The sequence below is a fragment of the Pseudomonas sp. FBCC-B545 genome (assembly GCF_059134095.1).
Genome location: NZ_CP101441.1, coordinates 4,570,853 through 4,595,220, shown reverse-complemented (window position 1 = coordinate 4,595,220; position 24,368 = coordinate 4,570,853). Strand labels below are relative to the sequence as shown.

The window sequence follows — 24,368 nt, the reverse complement described above, 5'->3', positions numbered from 1 at the left end:
AGGTCAGGCTTTGGGTTTTACTGCCTTCTCAGCCTCCACTTCGGCCTGGGTCTTCAAGTTCTTCAGCTCTTCCCCAGCCCGCTCGATCTTGGTGCGCACGCTGTTCATTTCCTGACGGCCATGTTCCAGCCTGTCCTTGAGCGAACAATGGCCGGTGAAACCACGGGCCAGGGCCATGCCGCCAATCGCCACCTGGATCAATCCAAAAATCCCACCCCGGCGCAGGCCTTTGCCGACCATCATCACGCCGCCTGCCACCGAACCGATGCGTTCCCAGCCATGCACATTCTGGGCGGGCTGAGCCCTCAAAGGCGTGGCGTCGATGATAGGTTGCAAGATTTTGCTGTCGCTCATGATCTGTCTCCAACAAGGGCAAGTGTTACCAGCTGACTGCGCGCGGCTGCCGGATGTTCCCGGAAAATCAGTACTTGGGGCCCGAGCGGGTGTTGTTGCCCTTGGCCAGGCGGTCGTAGAGCACCACGTTGACCGTGGCCGCCAGGTTCATGCAGCCGGTGGTGGGGATATAGATCACGTCTTCGCACCAGTCGCGGATCTCCTTGTCCAGGGAGCCGTCTTCGGGGCCGAAGATATACAGCGCGCGGTCGGGGTGGGTGTATTCAGGCAGCGGGCGGGCGCCTTCCACCAGTTCCACGGCGACTGGGATGCAGCCCAGGGGCAGGATCTTTTTCAGGTCGTCGATGCCGATCAGCGGAATGTCGTGGTGGACCTTCTTGGTGTCGGTGATGAAATCCCGGGCGCGCTCGTAACGCACGCCGGTGTAGAACACCGAGGCCACGCCGTAGCAGCCGGCGGCACGCATTACCGAGCCGACGTTTTCGGGGGATTTGGGGTTATACAGACCGATGCAGCTGTAGCGTTTATTGCCCACGGGGAAGGGTGCCTTGGAGAAAAACGGCGATTATACGGCCTGGGGGTATGCAGTGCTTGGGCGATCGTCATCGCGGGCAAGCCCGGCTCCCACAGGGGAATGCATTCCAAATGTGGGAGCTGGCTTGCCTGCGATGAGCATGGGTATCTACACAACCTCTGGTACGCCGTCGGACACTGTGGGAGGGGGCTTGCCCCCGATGGCGGCCTGACAGCCGACCAGGATGTTGGATCAGGCCGGGTACATATCCATTGCTGCGGTAACGGCGGCTATTGGTTCCGCTTTTACAGCGGGTCACTTTTGAAAAGAGCCCAAAAGTAACCAAAAGGCTCTTGCCCCACCACTCGGCACCTCGCTCAGGCTCGGTGTGCCCGTAATCCGCCATGGATTTGGGAGGCCGCCGCCACGCGCCCTCCATGGCGCGGGGCGGCTAAACCGGCATCCCTGCCGGTTTACCCCCCAAATCCCTGTCGAATTCCGGCCAGCGTGGTTTAACGGGGCGCCTGAGATCAAAAGCAGATCAAGAGCAAGATCAAGAGCGGCTCGCTTCGCATCGTAGTTACTGTTGGCGACTGCAAAGTTGTGTAGATACCTATGCTGCGATGAGGCCAGTACAGACAAGGACGATCTTCAGTCGTCTTTCTTCATCAACCCCGCCAACGCCGCAAACGGATTATGCGTCGCCTTGGCAATGCTCGGGCTGCTGGTGGAGCCTTCGCCGAAGTACTGCTGGTCGGTGTAGCGCGAATGTTCGTTGTCGTGGCAATACAGGCACAGCAACTCCCAGTTGGAGCCGTCCTGGGGATTGTCATCATGGTTGTGGTTACGGTGGTGTACGGTCAGCTCACTCAGGCGCTTGCCGGCGAATTCACGGGCGCAACGGCCGCAGACGTGGGGGTACATCTTCAAGGCTTTGTCGCGATAGCCCATTTCGCGGTCGCGCTGGGCATCGGCGAGGATGCGGTCCAGCTTGGCGGTGTGTGAGGGCGGGTTAGTCGAGCTCATCATGGCTCCTGGCTATTTGGTGGGTCACGGATAAGGTGGATTCTAGCCGCTTGCGCGGTAAATGACCGCTAGGATTGCTTCACTGACTGATAAGGAATGGAAATTCATGCGTCTGCATTCATGGACTATCGGGCTTGTGCTCTGTGCCCTTACCGCGCAAGTCCAGGCGTTTTCGACGCCACAACCGGGGCAGGTGATCGAGGTCGCCCTGGAACAATTGCATCCGACCCAGGCTGTGGTTGGTTTCGACCAGATCTACTACAGCCTGGGGCTGTTCGCCGACAAGCCCGCCAAGGCTTTCGATGAATACTGCGAAACCAATGGCCAGGGCGAGGCCGATCAGGTGCCCAAGAACGCCGAACTGCTGCGGCCCGCCAGCTTCACCTGCAAGCGTGCGGTGGGTACCTATCCCGATGAGATGAAAACCGTGGTGGTCGGTCCCGGCGGCCAACTGTACCTGACTGATGGTCATCACAGTTTCACCACCCTGTGGGAGACCCCCGGCGCCGGCCCGCGCTTGAAGATGTGGGTCAAGGTCACCGACGACTTCAGCCGCAGCCCGAACCTTGCCACCTTCTGGCAACGCATGGAGGCTGCGCGCAAGGTCTGGCTCAAGGACAACCAGGGCCAGACGCTGCTACCTGCGCAATTGCCAGCGCACCTGGGCTTCAAGAACCTGCAGGACGACACTTTCCGCAGCCTGGTGTATTTCACCCGCAAGGCCGCCTATGGCAAGCCAACCGACGGTGCGATTGCGCCGGAATTCCTCGAGTTCTACTGGGGCAACTGGCTGCGCACGCAAATTGATCTGGGCAGCTACAACCTGAATAAGAAAGGCGGATACAAGGACGCCATTGAGGCTGTGGCTCAACGCATGGTCAGCCTGGCGCCGGGGTCAAAGGTGGGCGACAGCGGTTTCACGGCCCGGCAATTGGGTGGTATGACCCAGCTGGATCACAGTGAGCTGGAAAAGACTTTCGATAAAAAACTGCCGTATGTAATCGATTACCGCAAAACCAGAGACTGAAGCAGTACCAAATGTGGGAGGGAGCAAGCCCCTCCACATTTGATCGATGGTGATTCAGCCCTTCAGCTTTTCTGCAATCCAGATGGTATGCCGCGTGCCCTTGTTGCCATGGGCAAACACCTGGACTTCCTCAGCCTTGAAGCCTGCCTTGCGCAGTTTGTCGCTGAACAGCTTATCGGCGCTCGCCGACCACACGGCCAGCACGCCCTTGGGCCGCAGGGCCTTGGCGCACGCGGCCAGGCCACCGGCGGAATACAACCAGCTATTGGCCTTTTGCGTCAGACCCTCGGGGCCGTTGTCGACGTCGAGCATGATTGCGTCGAAGCCCTGGGGCTCGGCCTGCAGCACTTTGGCCACGTCTTCCAGACGGATCACCGTGCGTGGATCCAGCAGCGGGCGCCCGGACTTTTCCCCCAGCGGCCCACGGTTCCACTCCACAACCCCGGGCACCAACTCCGCCACCACCACTTCGGCGCTCTTGCCCAAATGCTTGAGCGCTGCGGCCAAGGTAAAACCCATGCCCAAGCCGCCGATCAGCACCCGTGAACCCGGGCGGCCGGCCACCTTGCGGCAGGGGATCTCGGCCAGGGCGTCTTCGGAGCCGTGCATGCGCGTGTTCATCAGCTGGCCGCCGTCACCGCCCTGGATCTTGATGACAAAGTCCTCGCCGTATTCGAACAGGCACAAGGCACCGCCATTGTCGGGGATCGGAGTGGTGTCCAGCAGAACGAAACGTTTCATGGAAATCTCATTGGGAAGGGCATTCTTGCGCAGTTGGGAGTAGCCTTACGATATTCCGGTCAGGCCATGGAGCCATCGATGAAGTGCAGCATTCTAACGGTCATTGTATTGAGCGCGCTCATATCTGCTGTGGCGCAGGCTCAGGAGTTGCAAACCGTTCCGGTCGCGCCCGCTCCAACCCCAGGCGCGCCGGGCACGCCAACGCCGACCTTGTACCCGCAAGTCACGCCACCGGCCGTGCCCAAGACCAACGGCTCGCCGCCCCTGGTGCCCATCGTATTGCCCGCGCCGCCCAAGGACCAGACCGTCCCCGGCCTGCAGCAGAACGACAGCAAGCCCAAGCCCCCCGGCGGTTAAAACTGTTGAGATAACAGTTGCCCGTCGGCCATGCGCAGGCGCTTGGACAGGGCCACGGCAATGGCGCGGATGATCTTGGCCGCCACCCTGGGCGCTTCATTGAGCATTTTTTCCAGGGCATCCTTGCCCAGGTTCAACAGCACGCAATCACTGGCCGCGACGCAACTGGCCGAGCGCCGCTCGCCGTCGAGCACCGCCATTTCGCCAAACGCCCGGCCACTGCGCAGGGTGGCGATGGTCAGGCGCTGGCCGGTGTGGTTGGTTTTCTGCACGGCCACCTGGCCAGTGTGGAGGATGCACATGAAGGTGCCCGCATCGCCCTCGAGGAAAATCACCTCGCCCTGGGCAATGCTGCTGATATTGAAGTAGCCCGCGGCGATATGAAAATCTTCCGGCAGCAGCGGGTCAAACAGCCCGCAGTCCATCAGCATGTCGCGGATTTCGTCGTTGAGTAAGGTGGCTTGTGGCATGGCAGCAGTATTGGTCCGTCAATATGTAGGGCGGTCCCCTGTTCAGACAGGGCCGCCCCGGTAAGTTCCTAAATCAGCCCGAGCGCCTTGAACACAAACGCATATTCGAGCGCTACGTCACGTAATCCCTGGTAGCGACCGCTCATGCCGCCATGGCCGGCGCCCAGCTCGGTCTTGAGCAGCAGCAGGTTGTCGGAGGTGGCGGTGTCGCGCAGCTTGGCCACCCATTTGGCCGCTTCCCAGTACTGCACGCGGCTGTCGTTGTAGCCGGCGATCACCAGCGTGGCCGGGTAGGCCTGGGCGCTGACGTTTTCGTATGGCGCGTAGGCCTTGATGCGCGCATACACCTCGGGGTCCTCGGGGTTGCCCCATTCGTCGTACTCGGTGATGGTCAGCGGCAGTTCCGGGTCGAGCATGGTGTTGAGCACATCGACGAACGGCACTTCGGCAATCGCTGCCTGGAACAGTTCCGGACGCTGGTTGAGTACGGCGCCGATCAACAGGCCACCGGCACTGCCGCCGCTGATCGCCAGTTGCCTGGAGGTGGTTACGCCCTGGGCGATCAGGTGTTCGGCGCAGGCGATAAAGTCGCTGAAAGTGTTCTGCTTGTGTTCCTGCTTGCCGTTGCGATACCAGGCTTCGCCCAACTCACCGCCGCCACGCACATGGGCGATGGCAAACGCTACCCCGCGATCGAGCAAGCTCAGGCGCGCATGGGAGAACCACGGATCAAGGCTTTGGCCGTAGGCACCATAGCCATACAGGTACAGCGGCGTCGCTTGGCCGAGCTGGTCCCGCTTGACCACCAGGCTGATGGGCACCTGGGTGCCGTCAGCGGAGGTGGCCCATAGGCGTTGGCTGACGTAGTCGTCAGCATTAAACACGCCAAGTACCGGGGTTTCCTTGAGCACCACTTGGGCGCCTGTCGCCAGTTCGAGCTGACGTACCTGGGCCGGACGGTTCAAGGCCTCATAGCGCAAGCGGATCCTGTCGCTGTGAAATTCCAGGCTGTTTTGTACGTAGAGGCTGTAGGCCGCATCGGGCAACTCCACGCGATAGGCCGGTACGTCTTCGGGGTGCACCTCGATGACCGGCAGGCCACCGATGCGCAGGCTCAAGGTCATGGCGCTGGCGTTCAGGCTCACACCGTCGAGCATGACCTCGTCACTGTGAGGGATCAGGTTTTGCCATTGATCTTCGCTCGGCACGCCACCGGTATCGGCGGCGATGAACAGCGCGTAGTTGATCCCATCGCGGTTGCTGCGAATAAACCATGTCCATTCGCCATTGCGCTTGCCATGGTCGACATCGTATTCATGGTCTTCGACACGTGGTGCCAGGCAGGTAAAGCCCAGGTGCGGCTGGTTGGCGTCCAGCGCCCAGATTTCGCTGGTGGTCTTGCTGCCCAGGGCCAACAGCAGTTGGCGCTCGGAGCTGGAACGGTAGCAGTGCAGGAAGAAACGGCCGTCGGGCTCGTGGAACACTTCCTGCGCCGCCGTGCCATCCAGGCGATAGCGATACAGCTTGTGCGGGCGATGGGTGTCGTCCAGCTCGCCGAAGAACAGGGTCAGGCTGTCATTGGCCCAGGTCATGCTGCCGTCGCAGTTCTCGAACGCCAGTTCGCTGACTTTGCCTGTGGCCAATTCCTTCACGAACAGGGTGTAGATCTCTTCGCCGCTGGTGTCGAGGCTGTAGGCCAGGCGCTGGTGGTCGGGGCTGATGCTGAACGCGCCGAGGGAGAAAAAGCCGCCGTTGGCCAATACGTTCGGGTCCAGCAGCAGCTCTTCGCTGCTCTCATCCACCTGGTTGCTGTCGTCGGCCGGGCGGCGGCAGCGGTAATGGCGCGCATATTCGTCACCGGCGGTGGTGCGCGTGTAGTACAGGTACGGACCCCAAGGGGAGGGCAGGGACAGGTCGGTTTCAAGGATACGGCCCTTGATCTCTTCGAACAGGGTCTCGCGCAGCGCCTGCTGGTCGGCCAACTGGGTCTCCTGCCAGGCGTTTTCGGCCTTGAGGTAGTCGAGCACTTCTGGGGTGTCCCGCGCTTGCAGCCAGGCGTACGGGTCTGGGCCTGGGGCCTTGCGGGCAATCGGGGCGGTCGATGACGTCATGGATCACTCTCTGTCTGGCGGAAGGTGGCAGGCATTGCAGCCGCGACACGCAAAAGCCGTTATCATAGCCGCCTGTTTGCCAACCTTGCCATGGACACCATGACCGAGAACGACTATCTGACCGCTTGGGGCCTCTACGCCTTCGCCGCTTTGGGCTGCCTGTTGGTGTGGTGGCGCATGACCCGCTGGATGTGGCGCTGGCTGCGCGAGCCGTTGCAATTGCTGATGGCGGTGTTGTTGCTGAGCCCGACCATCGTCGACCCGGTCAAGACCCAGTTCGCGCCGGCCGTGGCGATTACCGCCCTGGACCTGGTGCTCAAGGTCGGCAACAACGCCTGGCGGGCGATTTCCGATCTGTTCATGTACACCATGATCGTGTTCGCCCTATACATCGTGTTTGTGCTGATCCGCTGGCCCATCGAGCGTGCGGCCAACGCCCGGCGTGAGCGCAAGGCCGCTACCGATGCTGCCCTGGCCGCCGAGCCGGAAGACGACGAACCGTTCCGTCGCCCGGCGCCGGTGAGTGGCATGCGGGTCGAACCGCGCCTTTAACGTTGTCCGCCCTGCAGCGAGAGCCCTGGCATGTGTGAATTATTGGGCATGAGTGCCAACGTCCCCACCGATATCGTGTTCAGCTTTACCGGGCTGATGCAGCGCGGTGGGCGTACCGGCCCGCACCGCGACGGTTGGGGTATCGCCTTCTACGAAGGGCGTGGCCTGCGGTTGTTCCAGGACCCGGCCGCCAGCAGTGAGTCGGAAGTCGCGTTGCTGGTGCAGCGTTACCCGATCAAGAGCGAAGTGGTGATCGGCCATATCCGCCAGGCCAATGTGGGCAAGGTGAGCCTGGCCAATACCCACCCGTTCGTGCGTGAGCTGTGGGGCCGCAACTGGTGTTTTGCCCACAACGGCCAACTGGCGGACTTCAACCCCCGCGCCACCTTCTACCGTCCGGTGGGCGATACCGACAGCGAAGCGGCCTTCTGCGACCTGCTCAACCGCGTGCGCGAAGCCTTCCCCGAGCCGGTAGACATCGAGCAAGTGCTACCGGACCTGATCGCCGCCTGCGCCGAATACCGCAGCAAGGGCGTGTTCAACTGCCTGCTCAGCGATGGCGACTGGCTGTTCTGCTACTGCTCGACCAAACTGGCGCAGATTACCCGGCGCGCGCCCTTTGGCCCGGCGCGCTTGAAAGATGTCGATGTGATCGTCGATTTTCAGGCCGAAACCACCCCCAATGACGTGGTAACGGTGATCGCCACCGAGCCCCTGACCGACAACGAAAACTGGACCCGCTACGAACCGGGCCAATGGAGCCTATGGCGACGCGGTGAATGCGTCAGCCAGGGCGTTACCGAGTAAGGATATCGACCATGTTGCTTAGCTATCTGCGGTTGGTGCTGTTTGCCATTGGCTTGTTGGTCGGCGTGCAGGTGCCGGGGTTTATCAGCGACTACGCCAAGCGCGTCGAGGCCCACCTGATCGAGGCCCAGACCGGCCTGCGCGGCTTTGAATCCACGGCGCAACAGTTCTTCAACGGGGACTTGCAGGCCTTGGTGGCCCATTACCGCGCCAGTGACGACCCGGTGTTCCAGAGCGACGCCAGCAGCCTGGGCGCGATGCTCGATCGCCAGCTTGAGTTGGACAAGCAATTCCAGGCCATGCAGGGCCCGTGGTACATCCGCGTGCTGCAAGTGGCGGTGGCCGCCGACCCGGATATCCGCCAGGAAACCTGGAATGGCTACAGCTACCAGATCTTGCTCACACCCGAAGCCATGGGCTGGGGCCTGGGCGGGGCGATGCTGTTGTCGTTCGGCATCGAATGCCTGTACCGCCTGATTGATTGGGTGGTGTTGGGCGGCAGGCGCTTGCGTCAGAGCCGACCCATCGAAGAGCGGGACCTCAAGGGCCTCTAACGCCCAACTCGGCCAAATGTGGGAGGGGGCTTGCTCCCGATGGCGGCAGGTCAGTCAACATCTTCATCGACTGACACTCTGCTATCGGGAGCAAGCCCCCTCCCACATTTGGATCCGGTTTAGTCAGTGGCTTAGCACCATCCGTTCTTCACCGACTTCCTCGGCGTAGCGGGCCACCACCTTCTGGCACAACCCCACAATCTCCTCCACCAACTCCACGCCCACGCGCCATGACACCACTACCTGCAAGTTCGGCAGGCGCTGGGCCATCGGCAGCATCACCAATTCGCCCCGCGCCAGTTCTTCGCTGACCAGTACCGGCGGCAGTGCGCCAATGCCGAAGCCATCGCGCAGCAACCGGGTAATCGCCGACACCGAGTTCACACAGTTCATCCGTGGCGCGGCCACGCCGTTGGCCTGCATCAGGCTGATTACGTCCTGGTGCGGGTGGGAGTTTTTCGAGTAGGTGATGATGCGCTCCTGGGCCAGTTCGGCCAGGGAGGCGTAGTCGCGGTGATAGATCGATTGGCTGGCGACGATCCAGGCCATGGGGTGACTGGCCAGTTCCAGGCTGCGTACTGTTTCCAGGCGCAGCAGGTCGGTTTGCAGGATCAGGTCGAGGAAACCTTTTTGTAGCTGATCGCTGAGGTTAAGCGCCGTATCGGCGACCAACTCGATTTCTACCAGGGGGAAATGATCCATCAACTCCGCGACCAGCGGGCTCAGCCAAGTGTGGATCACGGTGTCCATCGCACCGATGCGAATGCGCCCGACCTTGCTGCTGCTGGTTTCCAGAGACTGCTTCAAGCCCTGCATGGTCACCATCATCTGTTCGGCGTAATCGAGCACCTTCAACCCTTCCGGGGTCAGGCTCACGCCGCGAGAGTCACGCAGGAACAGCTTCACGCCCAACTCGCTTTCCAACACCGCGATGCGGCTGGAAATCGAGGCCTGGGTGGTGAATAGCTTCTCGGCGGTCAGGCGAAAACTCTTGAGCTTGGCCACCCAGACGAAGGTTTCGAGGAACTTCAAATTCATGGGATCAACTTTTTCTTATGCATGGATCGGTTTTTATTAGTTGGACGTCACACCGGGCAAACGCCAAAAATCGAGCTGTTCCACGATAAGCGTCGTAGGGGTGCCAGGACAAGTTGCCAGTTCTGTGTAATAAATCCCACACTACAAAAAAACAAAGCCTACAGGAGCGACCACCGTGAGCCGCCTGCTTTTGAACTGCGACATCGGCGAAAGCTTTGGTAACTGGACCATGGGTCTGGACGCCGAAGTCATGCCGTTCATCGACTGCGCCAACGTGGCCTGCGGCTTTCATGCCGGCGACCCGAGCATCATGCGCAAGACCGTCAGCCTGGCGTTCAAGCATGGCGTGCAAGTCGGCGCGCACCCGGCCTATCAAGACTTGCAGGGCTTTGGCCGGCGTTCCATGCACTACACGCCCCAGGAAATTCAGGATCTGTTGCACTACCAGATCGGCGCGCTGGACGGCATCTGCCGGGCCCAGGGCGGTCGCGTCAGCTATGTGAAGCCCCACGGCGCGATGTACAACGACATGATGGCGAACCCGGCGCAGTTGCGTGCGGTGATCCAGGCCGTGGCCGCCTACGGTGACCTGCCACTGATGCTGCTGGCCACCCGCGACAACAGCGCGGCCCAGGCGTTGGGCGACGAATATGGCGTGATCCTGTGGTTCGAAGCCTTCGCCGACCGCGCCTATGACAGCAACGGCCATCTGGTCTCCCGCCAGCTGCCCGGCGCTGTGCATCACGATCCCGGCACTATCTTGCAGCAGGCCCTGACCATTTCCCGTGGTGCTCCGCTGGTCGCCAGCGACGGCAGTGCGCTGGTGTTGCAGGCCAATACCTTGTGCGTGCATGGCGACAACGCCAGCTCGGTGGCTGCGGTGCAGCGAATCCGTGAAGCGTTGAAGACAGCATGAAGCCACGCATTGAAGTGGTGGCCATCGACTGCCTGATGGTGCGTCTGTTTGAGGTGATTGCCGAAGCCAATATGCCGTGGATGCTCGCCGCCACCCAGCGCCTGCGCGCTGGGTTCGGCCCGGCGTTGGTGGACCTGGTGCCGTCCTATACCACCTTGATGGTGCATTACGATCTCACGACGCTGACCCCGGCCCAGGCCCGGGAGCTGATCGACCAGGCCCTTACCGATCTGCAACCCCAGGCCCAGGGTAGCGGCCAGTGCCATGTGCTGCCGGTGTGGTACGACCTGAGTGTCGGTCCGGAACTGACCCTGCTGGCCCAGCGTAGCGGGTTGGCGGTGGATGAAGTGATCCGCCGCCACAGCGCCCACGAATACCAGGTGTTCGCCCTCGGCTTCGCCCCAGGTTTTGCCTTTATGGGGCTGGTGGACGAAACCCTCGCCACGCCGCGCCTCAACACCCCGCGCAAACGCGTGGCCGCTGGCAGCGTCGGCATTGCCGAACGGCAAACCGCCGCCTACCCGGTGGTGTCCCCGGGCGGCTGGAACCTGATCGGCCGCACTGCGGCCAAGCTGTTCGACCGCGACCGCGACGGCTACAGCCTGATGCAACCCGGCGACACGGTACGCTTCGAAGCGGTCGACCATGCCGAATTCATCCACCTGGGAGGCGATGACACGCCGTTGGAGGCGCAGGCATGAGCCGCTTGACCATCGAGGCCAGCACGCCGCTGTGCCTGTTGCAGGACGCCGGGCGTTTTGGCGTGCGCCACCTCGGCGTGACCCAGGGCGGCGCGCTGGATTGGGTATCCATGTCCTGGGCCAATTGGCTGCTGGACAACGCCCTGGATGCGCCGGTGGTGGAAGTCACCCTCGGCGGCTTTACCGTGCAGGCCGAGGACTATTGCCTGCTGGCCCTGGCCGGTGCGGACCTGGGCGCCTACATCGATGATCGCGCCATCAGCCCTGGGCGTAGTTTTATCCTGCAAAAGGGCCAGCGTTTGCGCTTTACCCAGCCGTTCAAGGGGGCGCGGGCTTACCTGGCGGCGCCGGGCGGCTTCGACGCGCCGCCCGTGCTCGGCAGTTGTGCCACGGTGGTACGCGAGGCATTGGGTGGGGTGGACGGTTTCGGCAAAGCCTTGGCTGAAGGCGCTCAGTTAACTTATTCCGGGACCGGGGGCGCGATGAAAGTGCTGGCCAACCCGGATTTGCCATCCGCTGCATCCCTGGACGTTATCATCGGTGCGCAGATTGGCCAGTTCAGTGGGCAGAGCCTGTTCGATGCGTTCAACACCGAATGGGCCCTCGACAGCCGCGCTGATCGCATGGGCATGCGCTTGCTCGGTACACCGCTGCAATACCAGGGGCCGTCGTTGATTTCCGAAGGTATCCCGCTGGGAGCGATCCAAGTGCCGCCGGATGGGCAGCCGATCGTGTTGCTCAATGATCGCCAGACCATTGGTGGCTATCCGCGCCTGGGAGCGTTGACGCCGTTGTCGCTGGCACGTTTGGCGCAGTGCCTGCCCGGTGCAACGTTGAAACTGGCGCCTATGGTGCAGCCTGGCGCCCACGCGCAGCATCTGAGGTTTCTGGCGCAATACGCCAACCCGTAATCGAGCTCATGGGTCAGCGAAGGCACTGCCCTGGCCGGACAGGGACGCCAGAATTGCCTGACTTGCCCTGAAGGCTTGAGGCTGTCGACCTCGAGGCGCAGCAATGGGAGCCTGTCGGTTCTTCTTGTTACGAGTTTGTATTATGCGATTCTTGATTCTGCGTGCTTACGATATTACCGACAACGCCAGGCCCGACGTGGTTTACCTGGATTTTTACGACGACACACTCGCGCAGCCCCTTGCCATGGCGGCTGCAGCGGTGGATATGAAGGGCGATGGCAGGCTTGATTGGAGGCTGGCTGACGACATCAACCATAACGGTGTCACTGACACGCTGGATGCAGCCATGGCGCTGGAGTTCGCCCAGCAATTCCTCGAGTTCAACTGGTTCAGCCAGGATGGCTCCGCCGATAAATACCTGATGGTGTTTGCCGTAGACTTCGATGCCAATGGCATACCAGACACCGTGCGCCTGCATTTTCACCAAGGCGAGGGGCAGCTCGATGATGAGTCACTGGCCTACACAGCGGCTTATTTTACCAACGAGGTGGGCACCGCCGATGGCGCCCATATCAGCCAGGACGTGAACAACGACGGTCGCGTCAATGGCGTCGATGCAGAGCTGGTGCGGCGGTTCGCCAGTAACTTCCTGTTGTTCGGCTGGCATGATGCGCACAGCCCCAGCCCATCGATACCCCCTTGCAAACCGGTGCTGGGGCACCCGCACAGGGCCTGCTGAGGCGGCTTATTTAGCCAGGAAACGCATGCCTTCCTCCAGGCCGCGCAAGGTCAGCGGATACATCTGATCCTCCACCAGCTCCCGCACGATTGCGGTCGATGCCGTATAACCCCAGGTGTCCTTGGGGTACGGGTTGATCCAGATCAGCTTCTTGTACTTGGCCATGAAGCGCTGCATCCACACATACCCAGGCTCCTCGTTCCAATGCTCGACGCTGCCGCCGGCCTGGGTGATCTCATAGGGCGCCATGGCTGCATCGCCGATGAAGATCACCTTGTAGTCGGCGCCGTACTTGTGCAGCAGGTCCTGGGTGGAGGTGCGCTCCGAGGTGCGGCGCTGGTTGTTCTTCCATACCGACTCGTACACGAAGTTGTGGAAGTAGAAGTACTCCAGGTGCTTGAACTCGGTCTTGCAGGCGGAGAACAGCTCTTCGCAGGTCTTCACATGGGCGTCCATCGAACCGCCGATATCGAACAGCAACAACAGCTTGATGGTGTTGCGACGCTCGGGGCGCATCTGGATATTCAGCAACCCGGCGTCGCGGGCGGTGTGGTCGATGGTGCCGTCGATATCCAGCTCTTCGGCCGCACCCTGGCGTGCGAACTTGCGCAGCCGGCGCAGGGCGATCTTGATGTTGCGCGTGCCCAGCTCCACCTGGTCGTCGAGGTTCTTGTACTCGCGCTGGTCCCAGACTTTCACCGCCTTGCCCTGGCGCTTGCCGGCGTCACCCACGCGAATGCCTTCCGGGTTGTAGCCACCGGAACCAAACGGGCTGGTGCCGCCGGTGCCGATCCACTTGTTGCCGCCGGCATGCCGTTCTTTCTGTTCTTCCAGGCGCTTCTTGAATTCCTCGATCAACTTGTCCAGGCCGCCGAGGGACTGGATCTGCGCGCGTTCTTCATCGCTCAGGGAGCGTTCGAACTCCTTGCGCAGCCAGTCCTCGGGAATCAGTGCCTGCAAGTGGTCATCGAGCTTTTCCAGGCCGTTGAAGTAAGCCCCGAAGGCGCGGTCGAACTTGTCGAAATGCCGCTCGTCCTTGACCAGGATCGTCCGGGCCAAGTAGTAGAACTCGTCCATGTCGGCGAAGGTCACGCGCTGTTTCAGCGCGTTGATCAGGTCGAGCAGCTCGCGTACCGACACCGGCACCTTGGCTGCGCGCATTTCATTGAACAGGTTGAGCAACATTATCGATTACCGCGACGGCTCATGAACGCCAGACGTTCCAGCAGCTGCACGTCTTGCTCGTTCTTCACCAGGGCACCGGCAAGCGGCGGGATGGCTTTGGTCGGGTCGCGTTCGCGCAGCACTGCTTCACCGATATTGTCGGCCATCAGCAGCTTGAGCCAGTCCACCAGTTCGGAGGTGGACGGTTTTTTCTTCAGGCCCGGCACCTTGCGTACATCGAAGAACACATCGAGGGCTTCGCTGACCAGCTCCTTCTTGATGTCCGGGTAGTGCACATCCACGATCTTCTGCAGAGTGGGGCGGTCAGGGAAGGCGATATAGTGGAAGAAGCAGCGGCGCAGGAAGGCGTCCGGCAGCTCTTTCTCGTTGTTGGAGGTAATGATGATGATCGGGCGCTTCTTGGCCTTGATGGTCTCGTCGATCTCGTAGACGTAGAATTCCATCTTGTCGAGTTCCTGCAACAGGTCGTTGGGGAACTCGATATCGGCCTTGTCGATTTCATCGATCAGCAGGATCACCCGCTCTTCGGACTCGAAGGCTTCCCAGAGCTTGCCCTTCTTCAAGTAGTTGCGCACGTCGTGGACCTTGTCCACACCCAGTTGCGAATCGCGCAGGCGGCTGACCGCGTCATACTCGTACAGGCCCTGATGGGCCTTGGTGGTTGACTTGATGTGCCAGGTGATCAGTCGGGCACCGAAGGATTCGGCCAGTTGCTCGGCGAGCATGGTCTTGCCGGTGCCCGGTTCGCCCTTGACCAGCAACGGCCGCTCCAGGGTGATGGCGGCGTTGACGGCCAGTTTCAGGTCATCGGTAGCCACATAGGCCTGGGTGCCTTCGAACTTCATCGGTCATTCCTCGAATTCATCAATGTCCGGACTATACCGCGCAGCCCTGGCGACTGTGAACGCAGACGGGTTATTCAGTCTCTGAATGGCCGGTCACTTCCCATTGACCCGTGCGGTACATGTGGGAGGGGCAAGCCCCTCCCCACATTTTTTAGTCCGCGCTGGGCTTGGGTTGTTCGTACCTTGCATTGAAAGCCTGGACGAAACCATTACGTAAAATCTGCAAAAACGCGGAGAACGCGCTGATATCTTGCTGATGGACGCTGCCACTGAGTTCTACCCGGGTAGCAAATTGGTTCTTGTTCTGGTTCTTCAGCACGGTCTCGCCGGTACCGACCACGGCTTCCCATATCGAGCGGAAAATACCTTTGTCTTTGTTTTCCACGTCCTGCTGCCAATTGAACACTTCCACATCTCGCAGCAACGGCTTGATATAACCGCTCAACTGGCCTTTTTCGGCCTGGGCCTCGACCACCACCGCGCCGCTACCGGCATTGAAGTCGAACTTGCCATAGGCCGCGGCGAAGTCATTCAGGCGCTTGAGCTGGATTTCCTTGGCGCGAAAGCGGAACTCGAAGTCTTCAAAGTTGCTCAGCGGGTCGAAGGTCGCGCTGGCTTCCAGCGGGGCTTGGCCCAGCAGCATGCCCTTGCCCTCGAAAGTGGCGTCGCGCTTGCCTTTGACGTCGACCACGTTGGTCAGGTTAAAGAAGCTGGCGTCGACCTGGGTGGCGTAGAGGTTCACTGCGGGCTTGGAGTTGAAGTTATGGAAGGCGATCTTGCCGTCCCGGATGCGTACTTCGTTAAGGGTGATCGGTAACAATTTGCCCAGTTGGGCACGCCAGTCGGTGCCCTTACCCGTCTGGGATGCCTGTTTATTGGCCCCACCATCGACGAAGTTCAGCTCAGGCTTGAGAAACTCCACCTCGGCCACCACCGCATGGTCATACCATAGCGAATGCCAGCTCACCGACAGATCAATCAGCGGCGCCTTGACGAACGGCACCGGCACCTTGCCGTCGACCTTGACGATCTGCAGGCCGTTGATCTTGTAGGCGCCACGCCACAGCGCCAGGTCCACGTCAGTGATCTGGCCGCGGTAATCGCCCATGTCGGCGAGCTTGTCATTCAGGTAGTTACGCACCAGGTACGGCAGGGCCAGGTCCAGGGCAACCAGCAGCACCAGCAGCGCGGCGATTGTCCATAACGGCCAACTGTAGCGACGTTTCATGGGGAGGTTCTCCTTGCTTGTAGGAGATTGACTGTTCTGATGAACGCAACGTTCCACCGTCTGGACGCGTTGAAGTACGAGGCATACCCTTGGGGCCTTCTTCAAAGTCGCCAATAGGACCCGTCATGAGCCGTATCTTTGCAGACAACGCGCACTCCATCGGTAATACGCCGCTGGTCCAGATCAACCGCATCGCACCGCGTGGCGTGACCATCCTGGCCAAGATCGAAGGGCGCAACCCCGGTTATTCGGTGAAGTGCCGCATTGGCGCGAGCATGATCTGGGACGCGGAAAGCAGCGGCAAGCTCAAGCCTGGCATGACCATTGTCGAGCCGACTTCCGGCAACACCGGTATCGGCCTGGCGTTTGTCGCTGCCGCCCGTGGCTACAAACTGCTACTGACCATGCCAGCGTCCATGAGCCTTGAGCGCCGTAAAGTGCTCAAGGCCCTCGGAGCCGAGCTGGTGCTGACCGAGCCGGCCAAAGGCATGAAAGGAGCCATCGACAAGGCCGGCGACATCGTCGCCAGCGATCCGACCACCTACTTCATGCCGGCCCAGTTCGATAACCCGGCAAACCCTGCGATCCACGAGAAAACCACCGGCCCGGAAATCTGGAACGACACCGACGGCGCCGTGGACGTGCTGGTGGCAGGGGTGGGGACCGGCGGCACCATCACCGGTGTGTCGCGCTATATCAAGAACACGGCGGGCAAGCCGATCCTGTCGGTGGCCGTCGAGCCGATGGTGTCGCCGGTGATCACCCAGGCGTTGGCGGGTGAAGAGATCAAGCCCAGCCCGCACAAGATCCAGGGCATCGGCGCCGGTTTTGTGCCAAAGAACCTCGACCTGTCGATGGTTGACCGCGTGGAACTGGCGACCGACGAAGAATCCAAGGCCATGGCCCTGCGCCTGATGCAGGAAGAGGGCATTTTGTGCGGCATCTCCTGCGGCGCCGCCATGGCCGTGGCGGTACGCCTGGCCGAGAAGCCGGAAATGCAGGGCAAGACCATTGTGGTGATCCTGCCGGACTCCGGTGAGCGCTACCTGTCGAGCATGTTGTTCAGCGACTTGTTTACCGACCAGGAAAACCAGGCCTGATCAACGGCTGCCGCTGATCGTTCCCACGTTCTGCGTGGGAATGCCGCCCAAGACGCTCTGCGTCGGCCCCTGATCGGCCACTCATCATCGAGGTTGATTCAGGTCAGCTCATTGGCCTGGGCCTTCTGCATAATGCTCCAAGTGTTTATCATGGCCAGCTATTACGTCTGGTTTCCCGTTGACGAAAGTTTGCTGGCCAGGCGCTTATTTCCAGGAGTTGCTGCATGACCTTTTCCTTGGCCACCAAACTGTCGGTGTTGCTGCTGTTTATTGGCAGCACGCTGTATGTCCACCTGCGCGGCAAGGCCCGTTTGCCGATGTTGCGCCAGTTCGTCAACCATTCGGCGCTGTTCGCCCCGTATAACGCCCTGATGTACCTGTTCTCCGCAGTGCCGTCCAAGCCCTACCTGGACCGCAGCAAGTTCCCCGAACTGGACGTGCTCAAGGACAACTGGGAAGTGATCCGCGAAGAGGCCATGCACCTGTTCGACGAGGGCTACATCCGCGCTGCCGAAAAGAACAACGACGCCGGCTTCGGTTCCTTCTTCAAGAAGGGCTGGAAGCGCTTCTACCTCAAGTGGTACGACAAACCCCTGCCATCGGCCGAGGCCCTGTGCCCGAAGACCGTGGCTCTGGTGAGCAGCATTCCCAACGTCAAGGGCGCGATGTTCGCGCTGTTGCCGGGCGGCAGTCACCTCAACCCGCACCGCGACCCGTTCGCTGGTTCCCTACGCTATCACCTCGGGTTGTCCACGCCGAACTCCGACGACTGCCGCATCTTCGTCGATGGCCAGGTCTACGCCTGGCGCGACGGTGAAGACGTGATGTTCGACGAAACCTACGTGCATTGGGTCAAGAACGAAACCGAGCAGACCCGCGTGATCCTGTTCTGCGACATCGAACGTCCGTTGAGCAACCGCCTGATGACCCGTATCAACCGCTGGGTCAGCAAGCAGCTGGGCCGTGCTACCGCTCCGCAGAACCTCGATGACGAACGCGTGGGTGGCATCAACCAGGCCTATGCCTGGAGCAAGACGTTCAGCGACAAGTTCAGTGGCCAGGTCAAACAGTGGAAGCGCAAGCATCCCAAGGCCTACCGCATTGCGCGGCCAGTGCTGGCAGTAGTGGTGCTGGTGCTGCTGTGGAAATGGTTGTTCGGCTGATTTGAAATGCGGTCAAAACTGTGGGAGGGGGCTTGCTCCCGATAGCGGTGTGTCAGGTTGAATATCTGTACCTGATCCACCGCCATCGGGGGCAAGCCCCCTCCCACATTTGATCTCCAGCGATCTTTAGCTGGCAATCAACTGACGCAGCACATAGTGCAAGATCCCGCCCGCCTTGAAGTATTCCACTTCATTCAAGGTATCAATCCGGCACAGCACCTCAACCTTCTCGCTGCTGCCATCTTCCCGGGTAATCACCAGCGTCAGGTTCATCCGCGGTTCGATCTCGGCATCGGTCAGCCCGAGGATGTCGATCTTCTCCTTACCGGTGAGCTTGAGCGTCTTGCGGTTCTGGTCCAGCTTGAACTGCAACGGCAATACACCCATGCCCACCAGGTTGGAGCGGTGGATGCGCTCGAAACTCTCGGCGATCACCGCCTTGACCCCCAGCAGGTTGGTACCCTTGGCCGCCCAGTCACGGCTGGAGCCGGTGCCGTATTCCTGGCCGGCAATCACCACCAGCGGCGTACCTGAGGCCTGGTACTTCATCGACGCATCATAGATCGCCATCTTCTCGCCGGTGGGGATATACAGCGTGTTGCCGCCTTCCTCACCGCCGAGCATTTCATTGCGGATACGGATATTGGCGAAGGTGCCGCGCATCATCACTTCATGGTTGCCCCGGCGTGAGCCGTAGGAGTTGAAGTCACGTGGCTCCACGCCTTGCTCGCGCAGGTAGCGACCGGCCGGGCTGTCGGTCTTGATATTGCCGGCAGGGGAGATGTGGTCGGTGGTCACCGAATCCCCCAGCAGGGCCAGCACATTGGCGCCCTTGACGTCCTTGATCACCGGCAGCGGGCCGGCAATGTCGTCGAAGAACGGCGGATGCTGGATGTAGGTGGAATCCTTCTGCCACACATAAGTTGCAGCCTGCGGCACTTCAATCGCCTGCCATTGCTCGTCACCGGCAAACACCTCCGCGTATTCCTTGTGGAACATGCTGGTACTGACCTGGGCCACTGCGTCGGCGATCTCCTGACTGCTGGGCCAGATATCCTTCAGGTACACCGGGTTTCCGTTCTGGTCGTTACCCAGTGGCTCGCTGCTGATGTCGATGCGCACGGTGCCGGCCAACGCATAGGCGACTACCAGGGGCGGCGAGGCCAGCCAGTTGGTTTTCACCAGCGGGTGTACGCGGCCTTCGAAGTTGCGGTTACCCGACAGCACCGAGGCCACGGCAAGGTCAGCCTTCTGAATGGCCTTTTCGATAGGCTCGGGCAATGGCCCGGAGTTACCGATACAGGTGGTGCAGCCGTAGCCCACCAAGTCGAAGCCGAGCTTGTCGAGGTACTGGGTGAGGCCCGCGGCTTTGTAATAATCGGTGACCACCTTGGAACCTGGGGCCAGCGAGGTCTTGACCCAAGGTTTGCGGGTCAGGCCTTTTTCCACGGCTTTTTTAGCCACCAGCCCGGCCGCCATCATTACGCTGGGGTTGGAGGTGTTGGTGCATGAGGTAATCGCAGCGATCACTACGGCACCGTTTTTCAGGCGATAGGTCTGGCCGTCGTACTCATAGTCCGTTTCGCCGATCAGGTCGGCATTGCCCACGGCCACACCGCCACCGCCTTCACTTTCCAGGCGGCCTTCTTCCTTGCTGGTGGGTTTGAATTGCAGGTCGAGGAAATCGCTGAACGCTTGGCCGACATTCGGCAGGGACACACGGTCCTGCGGGCGCTTGGGCCCTGCGAGGCTGGCTTCGACGCTGCCCATGTCCAGGGCCAGGGTGTCGGTGAACACCGGCTCCTGGCCGGCGTTGCGCCACAGGCCCTGAGCCTTGGTGTAGGCCTCCACCAGTTTGACCGTTTCTACCGGGCGGCCGGACAGGCGCAGGTAGTCCAGAGTCACTTCGTCGACCGGGAAAAAACCGCAGGTGGCGCCGTATTCCGGAGCCATGTTGGCGATGGTGGCGCGGTCGGCCAGGGGCAGGTCGGCCAGGCCGTCGCCATAGAACTCGACGAATTTACCCACCACGCCTTTCTTGCGCAGCATCTGCGTGACGGTCAGCACCAGGTCGGTGGCGGTGATGCCTTCCCTGAGCTTGCCGGTGAGCTTGAAGCCGATCACTTCCGGGATCAGCATCGATACCGGTTGGCCGAGCATCGCCGCTTCGGCTTCGATCCCGCCCACGCCCCAGCCGAGTACGCCGAGGCCGTTGATCATGGTGGTGTGGGAGTCGGTGCCGACCAGGGTGTCAGGGAAGGCGTAGGTACGGCCGTCTTCCTCCTTGGTCCACACAGTACGGCCCAGGTATTCGAGATTGACTTGGTGGCAGATGCCGGTGCCCGGCGGGACTACGCTGAAGTTGTCGAAGGCGCTCTGGCCCCAGCGCAGGAAGGCGTAGCGTTCGCCGTTGCGCTGCATTTCGATATCGACGTTTTGTTCGAAGGCGCTGGTAGTGCCGAACTTGTCGACCATCACCGAGTGGTCGATCACCAGGTCCACCGGCGACAGCGGGTTGATACGCTGCGGGTCGCCACCGGCCTTGGCCACGGCGGCGCGCATGGCAGCCAGGTCGACCACCGCGGGCACGCCGGTAAAGTCCTGCATCAGCACACGGGCGGGGCGGTACTGGATCTCGCGGTCAGACTGGCGCTCTTTAAGCCAGGCGGCGATGGCCTTGAGGTCGGTGCCGGTGACGGTCTTGGCATCTTCCCAGCGCAGCAGGTTTTCCAGCAGCACCTTGAGGGACATCGGCAGCTTATCCAGGTCACCCAGGCTCTTGGCGGCTTCGGGCAGGCTGAAGTAATGGTAAGTCTTGCTGTCTATTTCCAGGGTTTTAAGGGTTCTCAGGCTATCAAGGGATGACATTACATGACTCCTTATGGTCCGCACGGCTACGGACCTGACGGGACGAACAGAGCTATCACGTTAGCGCTGTTTTCAATAGCAAGCTAATAACTGGACTCTATCGCCGAGCCCAAGGTTCCGAACTCGGCTATCATGCGCGCGTTTTCATGACAGGCATTGCGATAGCGCAAGGTCAGTTGATTCACCAGGAGAGTTGATGAACACCCTTTTTATGCACTGCCGCCCGGGGTTTGAAGGCGAAGTCTGTTCCGAGATCGCGGAACACGCCGCGCGCCTGAACGTTTCCGGCTACGCCAAGGCCAAGACCGGCAGCGCCTGCGCCGAATTTGTCTGCACCGAGGAAGACGGCGCCCAGCGCCTGATGCACGGCCAGCGCTTTGCCGAGCTGATTTTCCCCAGGCAGTGGGCGCGCGGGGTGTTTATCGACCTGCCGGAAACCGACCGCATCAGCGTGATCCTTACCCACCTGCGCGATTTCCCGGTGTGCGGCAGCCTGTGGTTGGAGATGGTCGATACCAATGACGGCAAGGAACTCTCAAACTTCTGCAAGAAATTCGAAGTGCACCTGCGCAAAGCCCTGCTGGGCGCCGGGCGCCTGGTGGACGACCCGAGCAAGCCGCGTCTGCTGCTGACCTTCAAGAGCGGCCGCGAAGCGTTCATGGGCCTGGCCGAGTCGAACAACTCGGCGATGTGGCCCATGGGCATCCCGCGCCTCAAGTTTCCACGTGACGCGCCCAGCCGTTCGACCCTGAAACTGGAGGAGGCCTGGCATCACTTTATCCCCCGTGACCAATGGGACGAGCGCTTGCACGGCGACATGACCGGCGTTGATCTCGGCGCAGCACCGGGTGGCTGGACCTGGCAACTGGTCAACCGCGGCATGCTGGTGACCGCCATCGACAACGGCCCTATGGCCGAAAGCCTGATGGACACCGGCCTGGTGCAACACCTGATGGCCGACGGTTTCACCTTCGTGCCCAAGCAACCGGTGGACTGGATGGTGTGCGATATCGTTGAAAAGCCGGCGCGTAATGCGGCGCTGCTGGAAACCTGGATCGGCGAGGGGCATTGCCGTGAGGCGGTGGTCAACCTCAAGCTGCCGATGAAGCAGCGTTACGCCGAAGTAAAGCGCCTGTTGGAGCGCATCGAAGAGGGCTTCAAGGCGCGTGGCATACGGGTGGAAATCGGTTGCAAGCAGCTGTATCACGACCGGGAAGAAGTGACGTGCCACTTGCGCCGTTTGGTGGATGTGAAGAAATCCAAAAGCCGCTGAAATCAAATGTGGGAGCGGGCTTGCCCGCGATAGCGGTATAACAGTCGAAATCTATGTTGAATGTGCCCACGTCATCGCGGGCAAGCCCACTCCCACATAAGAGCGGGCCTGTTTCAGGAGTAAAGTATGAGTGTTGATTTACCCGTAGACGGCACCCTCGACGCCACCGGGCTCAACTGCCCGGAGCCGGTGATGATGCTGCACCAGCATATCCGCGACCTGCCGGCGGGCGGCTTGCTCAAGGTGATCGCCACCGACCCGTCGACCCGCCGTGATATCCCCAAGTTCTGTGTGTTTCTTGACCACGAACTGGTGGACCAGCAGGAGCAGGCCGGGACCTATCTGTACTGGATCCGCAAGAAGCTCGATTAACCCCTCGCCTTGTCTGCGTGAATGCGTCGGCGTGCACTGCGCGCCAGGCGCACCAGCAACATCCCCGCCGCACAGCTCAAGCCGACGATCAGCCCTTGCCACAAGCCGCTTGGGCCGCTGGGCTCGCCGAGCCAGTCGGTCAGCCCCAGGGCGTAACCCACCGGTAACCCTACGCCCCAGTAGGCGAACAAGGTCAGCACCATGGTCACCCGGGTGTCCTGGTAGCCGCGCAGTGCGCCGGCCGCGGTGACCTGGATCGAGTCGGAGAACTGGAACAGCGCCGAGAATACGATCAGCATTGATGCCAGGTGGATCACCACCGGGTCCGGCGTATAGATCGCTGCGATCTGCTCGCGAAACACCAGCATCAGGCTGCACGACAGGCACGCATAGGCCAGTGCGGTGCCCATGCCGACCCCGGCAGCGAAGCGCGCTTCGCGGGGTTCGCCACGGCCCAGGGCCTGGCCGACCCGCACGGTCACGGCCATGCTCAGGGAGTAGGGGATCATGAACACCAGGGAGCTGACGTTGAGCGCGATCTGATGGCCGGACACCACGGTAGCGCCCAGGCTGCCAAGCAACAGGGCAATCACCGCGAAGATGCTCGACTCGGCGAAGATCGCCACACCAATCGGCAGGCCGATGCTCAATATGCGCTTGATCACCGTCCATTGCGGCCAGTCGAAACGCTTGAACAATTCGCTGCTCTGGTAAACCGGGCCCCAGCGCGTCCAGCCGGCCAGGCCAAGCATCATCACCCACATCGCAATCGCCGTGGCCCAGCCGCAACCCACGCCGCCCATCGCCGGCACGCCGAAGTGGCCGTAGATGAAGATGTAGTTCAACGGAATATTCAACGCCAGGCCGCACAGGCCCATGACCATGCTTGGCCGTGTACGGCCCAGCCCGTCACTGAAACAGCGCAGCACGTAATACAGCGCAATCGCCGGCATGCCCGCAGCGATGCCATGCAGGTAACCCATGGACGGCTCGATCAGGTCAGGCTCGACCTTCATCGCATGCAGGATCGGCTCGGCGCATAGCAGCAACAGCGCGCCGCAGAGGCCGACCACCACGGCCAACCACAACGATTGGCGCACCAACGGCCCGATCTCGGTGAGTTTACCCGCGCCATAACGCTCGGCAACTTTCGGCGTGGTAGCCAGCAAAGTGCCGGTCATCAGCAGGTACACCGGGATCCAGATCGAATTGCCCAGGCCGACTGCCGCCAGGTCCTGGGGGCTGACACGCCCGGCCATCACTGCATCGACAAAGCTCATCGCGGTGGTTGCCAGTTGACCGATCATTATCGGCAAGGCCAGCGTCAGCAGGCCGCGCACTTCCCGGCTGATGCGCGCGGGGCGGGAGAGGGTAGCGGTGGCAGTGTTCACGTACAGGTGTCCAATCAAAAGGCAGTCGCAAGGACGGCGGATTCTACGCTTTGACGCAGCGGTCAGGAAAAAACCTGTGTTGTTGATTTGTAATGCAACCACGCAGGTACCCCCCTCCCACATTG

At 61.2% G+C, this 24,368-nt stretch carries 25 protein-coding genes; 13 read left to right on the top strand and 12 right to left on the bottom strand.

All coding sequences use genetic code 11. From position 1 onward, the window contains the following. Nucleotides 1–3 precede the first annotated feature (3 nt). The 3 genes from NMB39_RS21240 to NMB39_RS21230 form a co-directional block, all read right to left on the bottom strand. On the bottom strand, nucleotides 4–354 hold the full coding sequence (locus NMB39_RS21240; protein ID WP_306957387.1) for a YgaP family membrane protein: 351 nt from the start codon (nucleotides 352–354) through the stop codon (nucleotides 4–6). Nucleotides 355–421: 67 nt separating this feature from the next. Then, nucleotides 422–889, bottom strand: a complete 468-nt coding sequence (locus NMB39_RS21235; RefSeq protein ID WP_010212123.1) for an RNA methyltransferase — start codon at nucleotides 887–889, stop codon at nucleotides 422–424. A 630-nt stretch (nucleotides 890–1,519) separates the two neighbouring features. After that, nucleotides 1,520–1,894 carry a YajD family HNH nuclease gene (locus NMB39_RS21230; RefSeq protein ID WP_005786102.1) on the bottom strand — a complete coding sequence of 125 codons (375 nt, stop codon included), beginning with the start codon at nucleotides 1,892–1,894 and terminating at the stop codon, nucleotides 1,520–1,522. A gap of 106 nt (nucleotides 1,895–2,000) precedes the next feature. Here NMB39_RS21230 and NMB39_RS21225 point away from each other — a divergent pair, with 106 nt between their 5' ends. Further along, nucleotides 2,001–2,921, top strand: a complete 921-nt coding sequence (locus NMB39_RS21225; RefSeq protein WP_494340105.1) for a ParB/Srx family N-terminal domain-containing protein — start codon at nucleotides 2,001–2,003, stop codon at nucleotides 2,919–2,921. A 54-nt stretch (nucleotides 2,922–2,975) separates the two neighbouring features. Here the strand turns inward: NMB39_RS21225 and NMB39_RS21220 are convergent, their stop codons facing one another. Continuing rightward, a complete protein-coding gene (locus NMB39_RS21220) occupies nucleotides 2,976–3,662 on the bottom strand; it encodes a spermidine synthase (RefSeq protein ID WP_057022068.1) in 687 nt (228 codons plus the stop codon). Nucleotides 3,663–3,740: 78 nt separating this feature from the next. Here NMB39_RS21220 and NMB39_RS21215 point away from each other — a divergent pair, with 78 nt between their 5' ends. Next, nucleotides 3,741–4,019: a hypothetical protein gene (locus NMB39_RS21215; protein WP_057022069.1), complete on the top strand. Its 279-nt coding sequence runs from the start codon at nucleotides 3,741–3,743 to the stop codon at nucleotides 4,017–4,019. Here NMB39_RS21215 and NMB39_RS21210 read toward each other — a convergent pair. Next, nucleotides 4,016–4,489, bottom strand: coding sequence for a Crp/Fnr family transcriptional regulator (locus tag NMB39_RS21210; protein ID WP_057022070.1), 474 nt, complete (start codon nucleotides 4,487–4,489; stop codon nucleotides 4,016–4,018). The two genes, NMB39_RS21215 and NMB39_RS21210, sit on opposite strands and share 4 nt — an antisense overlap. Before the next feature lie 68 nt (nucleotides 4,490–4,557). Continuing rightward, the gene (locus NMB39_RS21205; protein WP_494340106.1) at nucleotides 4,558–6,600 is read right to left on the bottom strand and encodes a S9 family peptidase; all 2,043 of its coding nucleotides are present in this window, start codon (nucleotides 6,598–6,600) and stop codon (nucleotides 4,558–4,560) included. Between the two features lie 24 nt (nucleotides 6,601–6,624). Between NMB39_RS21205 and NMB39_RS21200 the strand changes: the two genes are divergently transcribed. From NMB39_RS21200 to NMB39_RS21190, 3 genes are read left to right on the top strand one after another with little or no spacing between them, the layout of a single operon-like run. Continuing rightward, on the top strand, nucleotides 6,625–7,152 hold the full coding sequence (locus NMB39_RS21200; RefSeq protein WP_046071472.1) for a hypothetical protein: 528 nt from the start codon (nucleotides 6,625–6,627) through the stop codon (nucleotides 7,150–7,152). Nucleotides 7,153–7,182: 30 nt separating this feature from the next. After that, on the top strand, nucleotides 7,183–7,959 hold the full coding sequence (locus NMB39_RS21195) for a class II glutamine amidotransferase (RefSeq protein WP_003189615.1): 777 nt from the start codon (nucleotides 7,183–7,185) through the stop codon (nucleotides 7,957–7,959). Nucleotides 7,960–7,970: 11 nt separating this feature from the next. Beyond that, the gene (locus tag NMB39_RS21190) at nucleotides 7,971–8,513 is read left to right on the top strand and encodes a DUF2937 family protein (RefSeq protein ID WP_057022073.1); all 543 of its coding nucleotides are present in this window, start codon (nucleotides 7,971–7,973) and stop codon (nucleotides 8,511–8,513) included. 123 nt (nucleotides 8,514–8,636) lie between these two features. Here the strand turns inward: NMB39_RS21190 and NMB39_RS21185 are convergent, their stop codons facing one another. After that, on the bottom strand, nucleotides 8,637–9,551 hold the full coding sequence (locus tag NMB39_RS21185; RefSeq protein ID WP_057022074.1) for a LysR family transcriptional regulator: 915 nt from the start codon (nucleotides 9,549–9,551) through the stop codon (nucleotides 8,637–8,639). A 175-nt stretch (nucleotides 9,552–9,726) separates the two neighbouring features. Between NMB39_RS21185 and NMB39_RS21180 the strand changes: the two genes are divergently transcribed. The 4 genes from NMB39_RS21180 to NMB39_RS21165 all read left to right on the top strand — a co-directional run bounded on the left by NMB39_RS21180 (nucleotide 9,727) and on the right by NMB39_RS21165 (nucleotide 12,818). Beyond that, nucleotides 9,727–10,467, top strand: coding sequence for a 5-oxoprolinase subunit PxpA (locus NMB39_RS21180; RefSeq protein WP_057013314.1), 741 nt, complete (start codon nucleotides 9,727–9,729; stop codon nucleotides 10,465–10,467). Further along, the gene (pxpB, locus tag NMB39_RS21175) at nucleotides 10,464–11,168 is read left to right on the top strand and encodes a 5-oxoprolinase subunit PxpB (protein WP_057022075.1); all 705 of its coding nucleotides are present in this window, start codon (nucleotides 10,464–10,466) and stop codon (nucleotides 11,166–11,168) included. The genes NMB39_RS21180 and pxpB overlap by 4 nt, the downstream gene beginning before the upstream one ends. Then, on the top strand, nucleotides 11,165–12,079 hold the full coding sequence (locus NMB39_RS21170; RefSeq protein WP_494340107.1) for a 5-oxoprolinase subunit C family protein: 915 nt from the start codon (nucleotides 11,165–11,167) through the stop codon (nucleotides 12,077–12,079). Before pxpB ends, NMB39_RS21170 begins: the two co-directional genes overlap by 4 nt. 142 nt (nucleotides 12,080–12,221) lie before the next feature. Beyond that, a complete protein-coding gene (locus tag NMB39_RS21165; RefSeq protein WP_367235866.1) occupies nucleotides 12,222–12,818 on the top strand; it encodes a hypothetical protein in 597 nt (198 codons plus the stop codon). A 6-nt stretch (nucleotides 12,819–12,824) separates the two neighbouring features. Here the strand turns inward: NMB39_RS21165 and NMB39_RS21160 are convergent, their stop codons facing one another. The 3 genes from NMB39_RS21160 to NMB39_RS21150 form a co-directional block, all read right to left on the bottom strand. Continuing rightward, a complete protein-coding gene (locus NMB39_RS21160; RefSeq protein WP_057022078.1) occupies nucleotides 12,825–14,003 on the bottom strand; it encodes a vWA domain-containing protein in 1,179 nt (392 codons plus the stop codon). Beyond that, entirely contained in the window at nucleotides 14,003–14,848 is an 846-nt protein-coding gene (locus NMB39_RS21155) for an AAA family ATPase (RefSeq protein ID WP_057013318.1), read from the bottom strand. Before NMB39_RS21155 ends, NMB39_RS21160 begins: the two co-directional genes overlap by 1 nt. Before the next feature lie 151 nt (nucleotides 14,849–14,999). Further along, entirely contained in the window at nucleotides 15,000–16,076 is a 1,077-nt protein-coding gene (locus tag NMB39_RS21150; protein ID WP_057022079.1) for a DUF748 domain-containing protein, read from the bottom strand. A gap of 125 nt (nucleotides 16,077–16,201) precedes the next feature. Here NMB39_RS21150 and cysK point away from each other — a divergent pair, with 125 nt between their 5' ends. Then, nucleotides 16,202–17,176 (top strand): cysteine synthase A, encoded by a 975-nt coding sequence (cysK, locus tag NMB39_RS21145; protein ID WP_057022080.1) that lies wholly within the window; start codon nucleotides 16,202–16,204, stop codon nucleotides 17,174–17,176. Between the two features lie 224 nt (nucleotides 17,177–17,400). After that, nucleotides 17,401–18,339 (top strand): aspartyl/asparaginyl beta-hydroxylase domain-containing protein, encoded by a 939-nt coding sequence (locus tag NMB39_RS21140; RefSeq protein WP_043046517.1) that lies wholly within the window; start codon nucleotides 17,401–17,403, stop codon nucleotides 18,337–18,339. Between the two features lie 126 nt (nucleotides 18,340–18,465). Here the strand turns inward: NMB39_RS21140 and acnA are convergent, their stop codons facing one another. Beyond that, nucleotides 18,466–21,207, bottom strand: coding sequence for an aconitate hydratase AcnA (acnA, locus tag NMB39_RS21135; protein WP_057022082.1), 2,742 nt, complete (start codon nucleotides 21,205–21,207; stop codon nucleotides 18,466–18,468). A 196-nt stretch (nucleotides 21,208–21,403) separates the two neighbouring features. On the opposite strand from acnA, the gene rlmM reads away from it, so the two are divergent. Then, complete coding sequence (gene rlmM, locus NMB39_RS21130; RefSeq protein ID WP_046071485.1) at nucleotides 21,404–22,480, top strand: 23S rRNA (cytidine(2498)-2'-O)-methyltransferase RlmM; 1,077 nt, start codon at nucleotides 21,404–21,406, stop codon at nucleotides 22,478–22,480. A gap of 126 nt (nucleotides 22,481–22,606) precedes the next feature. Beyond that, complete coding sequence (tusA, locus tag NMB39_RS21125; RefSeq protein WP_046071486.1) at nucleotides 22,607–22,852, top strand: sulfurtransferase TusA; 246 nt, start codon at nucleotides 22,607–22,609, stop codon at nucleotides 22,850–22,852. Here tusA and NMB39_RS21120 read toward each other — a convergent pair. After that, the gene (locus NMB39_RS21120; protein WP_367235862.1) at nucleotides 22,849–24,243 is read right to left on the bottom strand and encodes an MATE family efflux transporter; all 1,395 of its coding nucleotides are present in this window, start codon (nucleotides 24,241–24,243) and stop codon (nucleotides 22,849–22,851) included. The two genes, tusA and NMB39_RS21120, sit on opposite strands and share 4 nt — an antisense overlap. Nucleotides 24,244–24,368 lie beyond the last annotated feature (125 nt).

Bases quoted from the DNA above. Each gene is read 5' to 3' on its own strand.
- NMB39_RS21240 (WP_306957387.1), bottom strand. From the start codon at position 354: ATGAGCGACAGCAAAATCTTGCAACCTATCATCGACGCCACGCCTTTG.
- NMB39_RS21230 (WP_005786102.1), bottom strand. From the start codon at position 1,894: ATGAGCTCGACTAACCCGCCCTCACACACCGCCAAGCTGGACCGCATC.
- NMB39_RS21225 (WP_494340105.1), top strand. From the start codon at position 2,001: ATGCGTCTGCATTCATGGACTATCGGGCTTGTGCTCTGTGCCCTTACC.
- NMB39_RS21220 (WP_057022068.1), bottom strand. From the start codon at position 3,662: ATGAAACGTTTCGTTCTGCTGGACACCACTCCGATCCCCGACAATGGC.
- NMB39_RS21215 (WP_057022069.1), top strand. From the start codon at position 3,741: ATGAAGTGCAGCATTCTAACGGTCATTGTATTGAGCGCGCTCATATCT.
- NMB39_RS21210 (WP_057022070.1), bottom strand. From the start codon at position 4,489: ATGCCACAAGCCACCTTACTCAACGACGAAATCCGCGACATGCTGATG.
- NMB39_RS21205 (WP_494340106.1), bottom strand. From the start codon at position 6,600: ATGACGTCATCGACCGCCCCGATTGCCCGCAAGGCCCCAGGCCCAGAC.
- NMB39_RS21195 (WP_003189615.1), top strand. From the start codon at position 7,183: ATGTGTGAATTATTGGGCATGAGTGCCAACGTCCCCACCGATATCGTG.
- NMB39_RS21190 (WP_057022073.1), top strand. From the start codon at position 7,971: ATGTTGCTTAGCTATCTGCGGTTGGTGCTGTTTGCCATTGGCTTGTTG.
- NMB39_RS21185 (WP_057022074.1), bottom strand. From the start codon at position 9,551: ATGAATTTGAAGTTCCTCGAAACCTTCGTCTGGGTGGCCAAGCTCAAG.
- pxpB (WP_057022075.1), top strand. From the start codon at position 10,464: ATGAAGCCACGCATTGAAGTGGTGGCCATCGACTGCCTGATGGTGCGT.
- NMB39_RS21170 (WP_494340107.1), top strand. From the start codon at position 11,165: ATGAGCCGCTTGACCATCGAGGCCAGCACGCCGCTGTGCCTGTTGCAG.
- NMB39_RS21165 (WP_367235866.1), top strand. From the start codon at position 12,222: ATGCGATTCTTGATTCTGCGTGCTTACGATATTACCGACAACGCCAGG.
- NMB39_RS21160 (WP_057022078.1), bottom strand. From the start codon at position 14,003: ATGTTGCTCAACCTGTTCAATGAAATGCGCGCAGCCAAGGTGCCGGTG.
- NMB39_RS21155 (WP_057013318.1), bottom strand. From the start codon at position 14,848: ATGAAGTTCGAAGGCACCCAGGCCTATGTGGCTACCGATGACCTGAAA.
- NMB39_RS21150 (WP_057022079.1), bottom strand. From the start codon at position 16,076: ATGAAACGTCGCTACAGTTGGCCGTTATGGACAATCGCCGCGCTGCTG.
- cysK (WP_057022080.1), top strand. From the start codon at position 16,202: ATGAGCCGTATCTTTGCAGACAACGCGCACTCCATCGGTAATACGCCG.
- NMB39_RS21140 (WP_043046517.1), top strand. From the start codon at position 17,401: ATGACCTTTTCCTTGGCCACCAAACTGTCGGTGTTGCTGCTGTTTATT.
- acnA (WP_057022082.1), bottom strand. From the start codon at position 21,207: ATGTCATCCCTTGATAGCCTGAGAACCCTTAAAACCCTGGAAATAGAC.
- rlmM (WP_046071485.1), top strand. From the start codon at position 21,404: ATGAACACCCTTTTTATGCACTGCCGCCCGGGGTTTGAAGGCGAAGTC.
- tusA (WP_046071486.1), top strand. From the start codon at position 22,607: ATGAGTGTTGATTTACCCGTAGACGGCACCCTCGACGCCACCGGGCTC.